Raw genomic sequence first — 12318 nt, forward strand, 5'->3', positions numbered from 1 at the left:
TAGCTATGACATGGACTTATAAACAAAGTACAGGTGAACTTTTTCATAATGGTTCTTTTATTGAAAAGGGTTATTCTGGTCGCATGACTAATAAAAATAATCCAGATCGTCAACAAGTGAAAGGATTGGGACCATTACCTCAAGGAACTTATCGTATTTCAGGACAATCGAGATCCAAAGGCCCAATGACTATTATACTTGTTCAAACATTCGGTAACACTTTTGGTAGAAGCGCTTTCCGTATACACGGTGAAAGAGTTCATGGTGTTCCGGGGTGGGCTTCTGAAGGTTGTATCATCATGGGGCCGGGAACACGTAGACGCATCCTTGACTCAAATGATACTCGTCTGGAAGTGGTAAGATGAGGCGCTTTAATACTGCTACATTAGCATTATTATTTTCATTTGCCAGCCATGCTATGGCGACGAACCCTTTGAATTTAGATATTGTTATTAATAGTGTTAGTAGAGGTGATCATAAAGCGTTAAATGATGTCCCATCATTAACTGAAAAAATTAGCATCGAAAAAAGCAATGATTTAAGAAATGCGCTTTCTCATTCACTTATCATATCCACACCTGAAACACTTGATGCTTTGAATGTAATTGATAAAAATATTTCTGAAAAAGGTCATTCTTTTTTAAGGGATAAGTTCGGAACTGACTCTATTTGTTCTTATGTTATTGATAGTAACAAATATGATAGAGAGTCATTTTTTAAATATTATTCAAAAGCTAGGTTAAATCTTGAAAAAATTGGTGGTAAAGGTAAGTCCTGTCTTGATTTAATGAATTCGTCAGTAGAGGAAATAACCAACGAAGAAAAACAGGGTAAAATGAAATGGGGTGTTGATAAATACGTTTTTGATTGAATAAAAGCCCCAAAAGGGGCTTTCGTATTACGCTTCACGTAGTTTATGAACAAACTCAGGTTTACGCGTCGATGACGCGCAACAGCTTCAACGCCGCACCTGCCGGAGTTCTTAACCCCTATTCCCACGACTGAACGAGAGAAGAGCTAACCCCGATCAGAGGGGGGCGAGAGCCAACCGTACATATTTATATATATCAGTCAGTTACTTCACTAACTTGGTTTTTACATCATTGACCGTTAAACCCCAAGTCCGTATAGAGAGGCTGCTACATGGTTCGCGGGATATTATCACGCTGTGCTCTGAACAGGAGGCGTCGGGAAGCTCTCGCTGAGCAGGGTGCTCCCGTACACGTCAGAGCGTGCCGTCCGTAGTAATCATCCAATAAATAATCTTGCAGATTAGTTGCGATACATCCTCCTGTGTCTGAAGTGAAAATCCGAAGGAGGGTGAATTGAGATTACTTAGGCTACCTGAGTACATGTGTGATACGTTATTTAACATAAGATAGATTATGCGCACTTAAGGCGAGGCGGTAACATAGAGGCTAAAGCTCTAAGCTAACCTTATCCGGGCGCTTCAGACAACCTGCTGAAGCCCCTTGTATGAGTATGACGGCCTCTGGTGAGGAATTTTCACGATCAATAAAGCCGTCGCCTCACCACCACTGTATCTCTCACGGCGATCGGTTCAGGATAGACCGCGGCGATGATCGCTGGTTTAAGAGCACGCTGTTGCTCTCAACCCGTCGCGCCCTGACACACTGCGAATCGACAGCATCTATGGCTTAGGCAATGAAGTCTCGTGCAGATGTCGCCACAAAACCTTGCCAGCATCATTTACCTCGAACACAACCGTAGAAAACCGCAGCGTGACCTCCTGACCCGGAAGCTGCTGCAACTCCTTATATACCACAGTGGCGTTTCCTTCACTCTCAGCAACCATCTGCATGTCGCAGATATCAATCGCTAAACCCGGACGTGCACCGCGCTGAGTGCGGAAAAACCCATTTAGTGTCGTGAAATCCAGTAAGGCACCGCCCGGTGTCACCATGGAATATGCAGGACTAAAACGCGCTAAAAGTTCCTCACAAACCTCATCATGTGCTTCTATGTTACACAGCCAGTTGCGAATCAATTCGTGGGCGTCCAGTACTTCCTTAAAATAACGGTTCATTTTTGGTCCCTTTTAAGCATAGAAATAACCTTCTGATTTGAAATGCGTAAACAGCACAGAAGCGGAATCACAGCGCTGAATGCCGCTATAACAAAACAGAGGTGATAAGCGTGTTCTTCAGGCATGCCGCTATTCGCAATCAGATTGAACAGCAGGCTGACCAGCGTAACGCCGAGACAAAAACTGAGCTGGCGATTGATATTCCAGAGTGCGCTGGCATCAGCAAGTTCGCTGTCGGTGATGTGAATAAAAGCAGAACTCTGAGCCGTGCTGCTGCACAGGCTGCCGCCAAATCCCATCAAGGCGAAAGCAAGTACAAAGACTAAGATGTCCGATGTCTGGCCAGTCAGCGCCAGCAGGCCAATATCCAGCGCCTGAAACAGACAGCCGGTGATAAATAGCGGGCGTGGTCCCCAGAGGTTGAACGTCTTACCTGTCAGACTAATTGCCGCAAAGGAAGCCAGAGACCATGGCAGCATGAGCGCGCCGACAATGCTGGCATGCATACCTAATTGATTTTGCAGGTATAGCATAGTGATCATACTGACGCCGGTGAACACGCCTGGTATAAACTGATAGATCAGCATTGCGGTGTGTAAGAGCGGATCCTTTATCAGATGCAGGTTAATGAGTGGATGGCTTTTTCGAAGTGCGTCCCACACATAGCCCGCCAGAGTAAGGACGCCAGCAAGCAGCATCATCGCCCCCTGATAAAGCCTGTCAGCATCGCCCAGGTAAGTCAGTCCGAGAAGGATCAGCGTGAGCGCGGTACAACCACTGACTAAACCCACCAGGTCCAGCGGGTCAGATGAGTTCGCCGGTTTGTCTGCTTTGAGCCAGCATCCCGCCAGCAGCAATGCCGCAACCGCGAGCGGCAGGCTCACAAGAAAAACCCAGCGCCAGCTAAGGCTCTCAACCACTATTCCACCAATAGCTGGCGACAAGGCGGGTGCCAGCAATGCAATCAACATCACTACTGACGATAACTTCGCACGTTCATTGCTTCTGTATAACGCATAGGTCATCGTCTGACCGATGGGGATCAACAGTCCGCCGCCGATGCCCTGTATCCATCGGAAGGCGATGAGCTGAGAAACTGACGTTGATGCCCCCACACCACAGGTGCCCGCAATGAAAATAAGAAGTGAGAGCATAAACAGACGTTTTGCGCCCATGCGCCGTACCAGCCAGCTACTGAGCGGTATGACCAGCGTCAGGCCTAAGATGTAGCCATTACTGATCCATGCCAGCTGGCTAACGGGAGCATCAAAATGTCTGCCAATCTCTGGATAAGCAACATTGGCGATAAACATGTTGACCAGATCAATAAAAAATCCCAGCAAATAGACACTTGCTACGCGCACACGATAGCTCATTTTTTTCCCAGACAGGTCAGCGTAAGGCGCGCAGTATAGGTGCTTAAATTATCGGGATAAATTCACTTTCTGTTGTTACACTGTCAAAGATATTTTGACAATGAGATGTCGTTAACGGAGTTTACGATGATCAATATGCAACGGCTGGGGATCTTTGTCGCAGTTGTCGAGGCAGGCAGTTTTACAGGTGCAGCTCAGACACTCGGGTTAACTAAAGCCGTTGTGAGTTTCAATATTAAACATCTCGAAGAGGAGCTGGGTGTCTCGCTCCTTATCAGGAGCACCAGACGCGTTTCAGCCACGGATACGGGTGAAAGATTTTATCATCGTTGCCTTCAGCTTCTTCAGGATGCGGAAAGCGTATTAGAGGATGTGAGAAGTGATCACGCTGGATTAAGCGGGACACTCCGGATCACAACCACTCTGGAATATGGCGCTCGTGTGATCGTCCCTGCCCTGGCTGACTTTGCAGCCCAACACCCGCAGTTATGCATACATCACGTCTCTTCATCAAAAAATGACGACCTGATTGCCGGCCGCTTCGATGTGGCGATACGACTTGGGCATCTTGCCGATTCCAGTCATCACGCCCGCCTTATCGATCAGTTTGATATCCTGGCGGTCGCTGCACCTTGTTATCTCAACAGCCTGAATGAAGCGTCTATCCGGGATCTTTCACATCTCGCGTCAGCAAAATGGATTGCGCATAGCCGTTTATCGACGCCACTCAGCTGGCAGGTGATCACGCCCGAAGGCGAGTCTGTGCTGATGAGCGCATTTCAGCCTGCCATGATCACGGCTGATAGTGCCTCTTCTTTACTCACTTTTGCTTTAGCCGGTGCTGGCGTGGCGATTCTGCCCGCCTGGCTGGTACAGGATGAGATTGAAAAAGGTGGATTAGTACGGCTACTGCCCGATCATCAATTCCCCCGTCAGGGAATTTACGCGCTCTACCCTAATACTCGTCATGTGCCAGAAAAAGTACGCGCGTTTATAGATTTCCTGCATGAACGTTTGGCGCACTCCAGCAGAAAATAGGCGTATCCATCACATTATTCTGATGGGCTAAGCGTTAATTTATCTCAACTGATTTAAATCCCATAAACTTTATTTTATGCAGGGCGGGAAGGTAAATATTTACTGTCTGGCTAATGACAATTCAGTTTAACGCAGGCGCATTACTTAATTCCCTGTCATGATAAATCACTGCTGCGCGATAATCTAAAAACTGGCGCTGGGGCTTGTCTTGTTATCCCATCCCCAGCGCCTGCGGCTTCAGGTCCGGACCTGCGCCACACCCTGGTATGGCTCAGTCATTTGATGCACACTATTAAGTAAAAATTAACGCCGTATAAATAATTCGCACAGTATCTTAATAAAATAAGATTTTAATCTGGATGATTGCGGTTTATTCGCTGGCAGGAAAACAGGTCGCATGTTATTAAATTTGAATGTCGCGCTTAAATTCATTTGCATCCGGGAATTAAAACATGAAAAAGAGCTTATCCCTCGCATTACTGTTTTCGCTCACAACAGTTAGTCACGCGGCACTGGCGCAGCAGACCCTGCGCTTTGGCGTTGACCCTACGTTCCCGCCGTTTGAATTCAAGGCGGCTGATGGATCATTGCAGGGCTTTGATGTTGATCTGGGCAATGCCATCTGCGCTCAGGCAAAGGTGAAGTGCCAGTGGGTGCAAATGGGTTTTGATAGCAGCATCCCTGCCCTTCAGGCGAAGAAATTTGATGCCATCCTGTCAGCGATGTCGATGACCGATAAGCGTCGTCAGCAGGTGGCTTTCAGCGATATGTTGTACAACACGCCCAGTGCTTTACTGGCACCGGCTGCCAGCACGCTGACGACCGATGTTGCCTCATTGCGCGGTAAGACGATCGGTGTGGCACAGGGCACCATCCAGGAAACCTATGCCAAAACCAAATGGGAGCCGGAGGGCGTTAAAGTCATCTCCTATCCTAACCAGATGGAAGTTTATCCGGATCTGGTCGCCGGGCGTCTTGATGGCAGCCTGGCCAATGCGGTCTCTGCTGAACAGGGATTCCTGACCTCAGCCGAAGGCAAGCCATACGCCATCAAAGGGACCCTGGTGGATAAAGTGATTTTTGGTGATGGCGTGGGTATCGCGCTACGCAAAGGAGATGAGGCAAACCTGAAGATGATTAACGCGGCACTGGCGGAGATGCATAAAAACGGGACTTATGACCAGCTCACCAAAAAATATTTTAAATTCAGTGTTTATCCCTGATCCGCACAACGTGAAGAATCGCAGGAATATGAAGACTATGGCATTGCCCGAATACCACGTTCAGCGCGCGCGGTTTATGGCAGCGGCGCAGAGCAAAGGTGCTGAGACGACCTCGTATCCGCATCCTCTGCCTGGTCCTCTGGGAGAAGCCCTGTATACAGACGTGGCACGGATAGGACCGGCCAGCGCATCACGTCTGATGCTGGTCGTTTCCGGCACTCACGGCGTTGAAGGCTATTATGGTTCCGATTGTCAGATAGCCTTGCTCGAGACGCTGGATGAAAAAGCATTGCCCGCTGATACCGCCCTGTTGCTGATTCATCTGCTCAATCCATGGGGCGCGGCGCATTTACGGCGCGTGAACGAAGACAATATCGACCTGAATCGTAACTTTATCGATTTCAGTCAGCCACCTCCTGCTAACCCGGATTATGCACAGTGGCACGGTATTTATCATGGCGACCGTGCAAGCGCCGATCGGCAACTGGCCGACGCACTCGAGGGCGCAGGCTGGCAGGCGGTTAAACGTGTCACAGAAGCCGGACAGTATAGTTTTGCTGACGGCTTTTTTTTCGGCGGTGAGAAGCCCTGCTGGTCACACCTTACGATGGCGGCGATCGTTGACCAGCATCTCTCTGTAGCGAAAACCATCATCAGCTTTGACCTTCATACCGGGGCTGGCGCATGGGGGCATCCGATGCTGCTCTCTATTGCGGAGCAGCGTTATCCGGCGCATGACTGGGGCAAAGTCATTTACGGTGAGTGGCTGACCTTATTGTTTACTGGTGCCGGACGTGACAGTGTAACTGGAATTACAGCAACGGCAACCGGCTATCTGTCGCACTATCTGCTGACGTCGCTGGCTGACACCCGGATTTTGCCTCTGGTGGTGGAATGCGGGACTTACGAGGGTCAGGATATGCATCAGCGGGTGCGTGAAGATCACTGGCTGCACCTCTATGGCGATCCTGCCAGTGCGGGCGGCCATGTGATAAAGCAGCAACTGGTCGAGGGGTTCTGGCCAGAAGATGCGGACTGGCGTGCATTGGTGGCTTTCCGCACGCAGCAAATCTTTCTGCGCGGCTGGCGTGCCCTTGCAGACACGCCATGATGTCATAGTCTGCCGTAAAAGGTCATACGCGCGGTTTCGGACAACGCAATATCCGGCTGCGTATTATAAGCCAGCACGGCCAGCATCCGGGTGACCTCGCCTTCAGTTGGGGTCACGCGGTGCAGGGAATTACGGCCACGAAACAGCACCAGATCCCCGGCATCTATCTCCAGCGCGTCAACGGTCTGGCGTTCTTCCAGCACTGTGTCGACACCGGCAAAGTTCATCTCACCGGCATCGGCATCCCGCAGATCTTTCACATACTGAAACACGCCGCCCGCCAGCGGTTTCTGTACCAGTAAGGTGATCGCAAATGAGGAGTTGTCGAAGTGCCAGCCCAGCTCCTGGCCGTGTGATGCATAGTGCAGGTTGATCGAGGAAAGTGGGTCAGCATAGGGATAGAGCGCTTTTTCACCCAGCACATCGCACAGGAAATGTTTGAACAGCTCATCATTATAAAGCTGACGCAGCGGCGAGTCGGCAGCGATAACATCATCAGTGATGCAGCCTTTGGTGCTGATCACATCCCGATTACGCGGATGCTCAGCACTGAAAGCGTCATCAGGTTTCATCAGATAGACATTGTGCTTGCTGCGGGTGTGATAAGCCTGGTGACGTTGTGCATTGCCCTCTTCGATGATCGCCTCTAAAGCGTGTGGTTTTAAAAACTGACGCAGTACCAGCGCGCCGGACTGGTTTAACTGCTCACGACAACGTTGACGCCAGCCATGATCGGCCAGTGGATGAAGATCGAGACGGACAAGGGAACCAGACATAGCAACAATTCTCATGATGAGCAGGTGTGATGTTACTCTACCGGTCGCCTGCAACGCTGCGTAACGATAAAAACTTAATGCCCTGATAAGGAAGTGTTAATGCCTGCCCAATTGCCAAGGTTGCCAAAGATCAGCGTCATACAGTCATTTAAAGTGGCTGCCGAACTGGGCAGCCTGGCAAAAGCGGCCGCTCAACTGGCCTTAACCCCGGCGGCAGTCAGTCAGCAGATTCGCCAGCTGGAGGAGCAACTCGGCAGCGCCCTGTTTTTACGTACGCAGAGCGGCGTGATGCTGACCGAAACCGGAAAAGAGTATCTGCGCTATGTTACTGAGGCGTTTGATATTCTGCATCTCGGTCAGCAAAACATCCGCCATGCGGCCAGCGCGCCAAAACTCACGGTTTACACATTGCCGGCGCTGGCGTCCAAATGGCTGTTGCCCCAGCTGGCGAGCTGGCGCGACCATTGCCCGAATATCGATCTCTCGTTACACGGTACGCATTCTCAGGTCGATTTCACCGCGATGCCCGCCGATTTTGTGATCTGCTTTGGTGAGGATCGTTACCCGCAGTCAGATAAGCTGAAGTTGTTTCATGATGACGTGCTGCCGGTGGCCAGTCCTGCTCTGTTACATCGCTTTACGCCGGAAACGATCTTAAGCCAGGCGCCGCTGATCCACCTCGACTGGGGTAATGAAGGCCGTTTTCTGCCGGACTGGCGAAGCTGGTTTCAGGCTAAAGGCATGGACGAACCTCTGCCGCAGCCCGCGTTCAGCTTTAATCTGACCTCGCTGGCGATTGATGCGGCTGTCGCGGGAGCTGGTGTGCTGCTGGGGCAGCGACGCCTTATCGCGGCGGAACTGGCACGGGGCGATCTGGTGGTAGTGGATGATCTTTGCCTGCCGCTGAGCAAACCCTATTACCTTGTCTGGCCGCAACGCACCCTGAGCCAGCCAGGCAGTGAGGCGATGATCAGCTGGTTAAGCCAACTGGGCGCGAGCTGCGAATAGCCCTTCGCCGCGATCGGACTCGCCTGCGTCCGCCAGTCTGGAACCATCAGCGGGCACAGGGTCAGATTATCACTGCGCCACCAGGCGATCAGGTGTCATCATCCCTCCGCATTATCCTCAACAATCACCGCCACGCGTTGCCCTGCACGTACAGCGCTGCCTGGCTGCACGCTGACCTGCTGAACAATGCCGTCGCACGGCGCCAGAAGCGGGATCTCCATCTTCATCGACTCCAGCACCACCAGTGTATCCCCTTCCTTCACCCGGCTGCCCGCCGTCGCCTGCACCTGCCATAAATTGCCGGAAACCGGGCTTTCAACCCCCTGCTCGCCTGGCTGCAGCGGCGCGTCGCCGCCTTCATCGGCCACACTTTCCTGACTGTCAAAATGGGCCTGTCCGCTGGCGATCCAGCGGTCACGTTCCGCATGGAACGCGGCTTGCTGGTGATGGCGAAACAGACCGATGCTCTGCGCTTCACGGGCGAGGAAATCCTGATATTCCGCCAGCCGCAGCGTGCTGTGCTCAATGCGCAGCGGATAGCGACCGAGGGGAAAATCGCGGCGAATCTGCAACAGCTCACTGGCTGAAACCGGATAAAAACGGATCTGATCGAAAAAGCGCAGCAGCCAGGGTTTACCGCCAAAATCAGCGACTTCATGATACCGGTTCCACATCTGCAGCGTGCGGCCGACAAACTGATAGCCGCCTGGCCCCTCCATGCCATACACACACAGATAGGCACCGCCGATGCCAACCGAGTTTTCCGCCGTCCAGGTGCGGGCCGGATTATATTTTGTCGTCACCAGCCGATGACGGGGATCCAGCGGCGTGGCGACCGGCGCGCCGAGGTAGACATCGCCCAGCCCCATCACCAGATAGCTGGCTTCAAAGACCGTGTTCCAGACAGCCTGCTCATCCGGCAGATCGTTTATACGGCGGATAAATTCCAGATTACTCGGGCACCACGGCGCATCCTGCCGCACGGTGGTCATATATTTTTCGATGGCCTTCTGACAGGCCGGATCGTCCCAGGAGAGCGGCAGATGCACCACGCGTGTGGGAACCTGAAGGTCATCACTCATGCAGACCCTCTCCCACTCACCGCGCACCCACATCAGCAGCACGTCGGGCGTCAGCGTCTCCGGCTGAAAGTGGATTTGCAGCGAGCGGATCCCCGGCGTGATATCAATAATACCGTTGCGGGATTGCGCTTCCAGCGCCTGCATCAACGCATGAATGCGAAAACGTAACACCAGATCCAGTTCCGGCTCGCCAGCCTCCAGCAGCAGATGCGTATCACCAGAGAGGCGCGCCACCAGGCGTTTATCCGCTGCGCCGCAGGTCATCACGATGGGCGAAATCAGCGGTGCAGGCTGCCAGTCTGTTTCCTGTGGCTGGAGCGTGGTCAGCTCGGCGCGTCGGCCCTCTGCCAGTCGGCGGGCGGTAGGAATATCCACCGCGACAAACTGCACTTTGTCACCGGCTTTGAGCTGTCCCAGTTGCCAGAGATCCGCCTCGATTACCGTCACCGGGCAGACGAACCCGCCAAGGCTCGGGCCATCCGGCCCCAGAATCACCGGCATATCACCGGTAAAATCGACCGCGCCGATCGCGTAAGGGTTGTCATGAATGTTCGAGGGGTGCAGCCCTGCTTCACCGCCGCTGTCGCGGGTCCAGATTGGCTTTGGCCCGATCAGACGAACGCCGGTGCGGCTGGAGTTAAAATGCACTTCCCATGCTGTGGTAAAAAACGTCTCGATATACTCCGGCGCAAAAAACTCAGGCGCACCGTGCGGACCATAAATGACGCGCAGCGTGCGCACCGTAGCAAGCTCTGTGTGCAGTCCGACGGGCAGTTCCGTTCCGGTTGCGCTCGCAGAACGCGGAGCGAGATGCAGCACGTCACCGCTACGCAGTGCCCGTCCGGCATGTCCGCCAAACTGACCAAGGGTGAACGTGCTTTTGCTGCCTAAATAGTCCGGCACCTGAATACCGCCGCTCAGACAGAGATAACTTCTGACGCCCGCGCCACTTATCGCGCCCAGCTTCAGCGTTGTCCCGGCCGGAATGGTAAATACAGAATTCATTGACTGTCCGACGCCATCCAGTGTGACAGTGAGCGGCGCGCCAGAGATCACCGCCTGAATCTCAGTGTTGAATTTCAGGGTGGGTCCATTCAGGGTGATTTCCAGCGCGGCGTCACCCTCCTCATTGCCCAGCAGACGGTTGCCCAGACGCAGTGCGCGATCGTCCATCGGCCCCGATGGCGGCACGCCTACCGCCCAGTATCCCAGACGTCCGGGATAGTCCTGAACGCTGGTCTGGGTTCCGGCACTCACCACTTCAACCGTTGCCGCCTGATAGGCGAGCTGCTCCAGGCAGCGGGTCCAGGGTTCGCCAGCCGTAAAGGGCGAGAAGGCCAGAATCTGCAACAGATAGAGGCGATTGGTTTCTACGCCATATAAACGTGTCTCCGCCAGCGCCTGTGCCAGGGTGGCGATGGCTTCCTCGCGAGTGGGGCGCCAGGTGATAACTTTTGCCAGCATCGGGTCGAAGAATGGCGGGACTTCGCACCCCGCTTCCACCCAGCGGTCAATACGCAGGGTTTTACCGTCGGCTGCCGGAAAGAGGACCTGGGTTAACAGCCCTGGCGAAGGCTGGAACTGACGCCCCGGATCTTCCGCATAAATTCGCGCCTGCACGGCATGGCCCTGAGGATTCAGCGCGGCGGCTAACGAGGGAAGCGGAGGAAGATCGCCTGCTGCCAGCTCAATCATCCACTGCACCAGGTCAACGCCCCACACCTGCTCCGTGACGCCATGTTCAACCTGCAGCCGGGTATTCACTTCAAGAAAATAGAACTGCTGCGCCCCGCTGTCATAGACAAACTCAACCGTTCCGGCGCTGCGATAGTTCACCGCTTTTCCCAGCGCGATAGCCGCCGCGCATAAAGCCTCCGCCATACCTGCTGGCAGATTCGGCGCTGGCGTCTCTTCGATCACTTTCTGGTTACGCCGCTGTACCGAGCAGTCGCGTACGCCCAGCGCGATTACCTCGCCCTTGCCGTCACCGAAAATCTGCACTTCAAGATGACGGGCGCGTTCGATATATTTTTCGAGAAATACCCCGGCATCGCTGAAGTTGTTCTGGCCGAGGCGCTGGACCGTTTCAAACGCCTCTGACAGCGCATTCGCATCACGACAGACGCGCATACCGATGCCACCACCGCCCGCGGTGCTTTTGAGCATTACCGGATAGCCGACCCTCTCTGCGGCGCGGCGGGCTTCACTGATATCTGCCAGCAGTTCACTGCCTTCCAGCAACGGCACCCCTTCGGCTTCCGCCAGCGCGCGGGCCGTGTGTTTCAGGCCAAAAGTCCGCAACTGCTGCGGTGTGGGGCCGACAAAAATCAGACCGGCAGCCTCGCACGCCTCAGCAAAGGCGGCGTTTTCCGAAAGGAAACCGTAGCCAGGATGAATCGCTTTCGCCCCGCTCTGCTGCGCGGCGGCGATGATCTTTTCCGTCACCAGATAGGTTTGTGCAGCCGGGCCTTCGCCAAGGCTTAGCGCCACATCCGCCTCGCGGATATGTAAACTGCTCAGATCGGCTTCGGAGTAAACGGCGACCCCTTTCACCTGCATGGCACGCAGCGTGCGCAGGATGCGACAGGCGATAGCACCGCGATTAGCAATCAGTAAGGTATCAAACATAAGCGAACTCTCAGGGATGCGGGTCGTCC

Annotated in this window: 10 protein-coding genes; 6 read left to right on the forward strand and 4 right to left on the reverse strand. The window is 53.5% G+C overall.

Annotated features, from left to right (window positions below):
* The first annotated feature begins 5 nt into the window (after nt 1–5).
* Together PAG01S_RS21820 and PAG01S_RS14690 are read left to right on the forward strand one after the other, a co-directional pair.
* The gene (locus tag PAG01S_RS21820) at nt 6–365 is read left to right on the forward strand and encodes a tlde1 domain-containing protein (RefSeq protein WP_072014617.1); all 360 of its coding nucleotides are present in this window, start codon (nt 6–8) and stop codon (nt 363–365) included.
* Nucleotides 362–871 (forward strand): hypothetical protein, encoded by a 510-nt coding sequence (locus PAG01S_RS14690; protein ID WP_062759263.1) that lies wholly within the window; start codon nt 362–364, stop codon nt 869–871. Before PAG01S_RS21820 ends, PAG01S_RS14690 begins: the two co-directional genes overlap by 4 nt.
* A gap of 780 nt (nt 872–1651) precedes the next feature.
* On the opposite strand, the gene PAG01S_RS14695 is transcribed toward PAG01S_RS14690, so the two are convergent.
* Nucleotides 1652–2047, reverse strand: a complete 396-nt coding sequence (locus PAG01S_RS14695; protein WP_062759265.1) for a hypothetical protein — start codon at nt 2045–2047, stop codon at nt 1652–1654.
* Nucleotides 2044–3423: an MFS transporter gene (locus tag PAG01S_RS14700; protein ID WP_062759267.1), complete on the reverse strand. Its 1380-nt coding sequence runs from the start codon at nt 3421–3423 to the stop codon at nt 2044–2046. Before PAG01S_RS14700 ends, PAG01S_RS14695 begins: the two co-directional genes overlap by 4 nt.
* Before the next feature lie 126 nt (nt 3424–3549).
* Between PAG01S_RS14700 and PAG01S_RS14705 the strand changes: the two genes are divergently transcribed.
* The 3 genes from PAG01S_RS14705 (at nt 3550) to PAG01S_RS14715 (ending at nt 6795) form a co-directional block, all read left to right on the forward strand.
* Nucleotides 3550–4461 carry a LysR family transcriptional regulator gene (locus tag PAG01S_RS14705; RefSeq protein WP_062759269.1) on the forward strand — a complete coding sequence of 304 codons (912 nt, stop codon included), beginning with the start codon at nt 3550–3552 and terminating at the stop codon, nt 4459–4461.
* Between the two features lie 452 nt (nt 4462–4913).
* Entirely contained in the window at nt 4914–5684 is a 771-nt protein-coding gene (locus PAG01S_RS14710; protein WP_022624317.1) for an ABC transporter substrate-binding protein, read from the forward strand.
* Nucleotides 5685–5721: 37 nt separating this feature from the next.
* Nucleotides 5722–6795, forward strand: a complete 1074-nt coding sequence (locus tag PAG01S_RS14715) for a DUF2817 domain-containing protein (protein WP_062759271.1) — start codon at nt 5722–5724, stop codon at nt 6793–6795.
* A 2-nt stretch (nt 6796–6797) separates the two neighbouring features.
* On the opposite strand, the gene PAG01S_RS14720 is transcribed toward PAG01S_RS14715, so the two are convergent.
* Complete coding sequence (locus PAG01S_RS14720; RefSeq protein WP_052271561.1) at nt 6798–7571, reverse strand: HalD/BesD family halogenase; 774 nt, start codon at nt 7569–7571, stop codon at nt 6798–6800.
* Nucleotides 7572–7670: 99 nt separating this feature from the next.
* Between PAG01S_RS14720 and PAG01S_RS14725 the strand changes: the two genes are divergently transcribed.
* The gene (locus PAG01S_RS14725) at nt 7671–8579 is read left to right on the forward strand and encodes a LysR substrate-binding domain-containing protein (protein ID WP_010670351.1); all 909 of its coding nucleotides are present in this window, start codon (nt 7671–7673) and stop codon (nt 8577–8579) included.
* Nucleotides 8580–8677: 98 nt separating this feature from the next.
* Here the strand turns inward: PAG01S_RS14725 and uca are convergent, their stop codons facing one another.
* Nucleotides 8678–12289, reverse strand: coding sequence for an urea carboxylase (gene uca, locus PAG01S_RS14730; protein WP_062759273.1), 3612 nt, complete (start codon nt 12287–12289; stop codon nt 8678–8680).
* Between the last annotated feature and the right edge of the window lie 29 nt (nt 12290–12318).

Source organism: Pantoea agglomerans NBRC 102470 (assembly GCF_001598475.1).
Lineage (GTDB): Bacteria > Pseudomonadota > Gammaproteobacteria > Enterobacterales > Enterobacteriaceae > Pantoea > Pantoea agglomerans.

Coding starts and splice junctions, on each gene's coding strand:
- PAG01S_RS14690 (WP_062759263.1), top strand. CDS start 362: ATGAGGCGCTTTAATACTGCTACATTAGCATTATTATTTTCATTTGCC.
- PAG01S_RS14695 (WP_062759265.1), bottom strand. CDS start 2,047: ATGAACCGTTATTTTAAGGAAGTACTGGACGCCCACGAATTGATTCGC.
- PAG01S_RS14705 (WP_062759269.1), top strand. CDS start 3,550: ATGATCAATATGCAACGGCTGGGGATCTTTGTCGCAGTTGTCGAGGCA.
- PAG01S_RS21820 (WP_072014617.1), top strand. CDS start 6: ATGACATGGACTTATAAACAAAGTACAGGTGAACTTTTTCATAATGGT.
- PAG01S_RS14715 (WP_062759271.1), top strand. CDS start 5,722: ATGGCATTGCCCGAATACCACGTTCAGCGCGCGCGGTTTATGGCAGCG.
- PAG01S_RS14700 (WP_062759267.1), bottom strand. CDS start 3,423: ATGAGCTATCGTGTGCGCGTAGCAAGTGTCTATTTGCTGGGATTTTTT.
- uca (WP_062759273.1), bottom strand. CDS start 12,289: ATGTTTGATACCTTACTGATTGCTAATCGCGGTGCTATCGCCTGTCGC.
- PAG01S_RS14710 (WP_022624317.1), top strand. CDS start 4,914: ATGAAAAAGAGCTTATCCCTCGCATTACTGTTTTCGCTCACAACAGTT.
- PAG01S_RS14720 (WP_052271561.1), bottom strand. CDS start 7,571: ATGTCTGGTTCCCTTGTCCGTCTCGATCTTCATCCACTGGCCGATCAT.
- PAG01S_RS14725 (WP_010670351.1), top strand. CDS start 7,671: ATGCCTGCCCAATTGCCAAGGTTGCCAAAGATCAGCGTCATACAGTCA.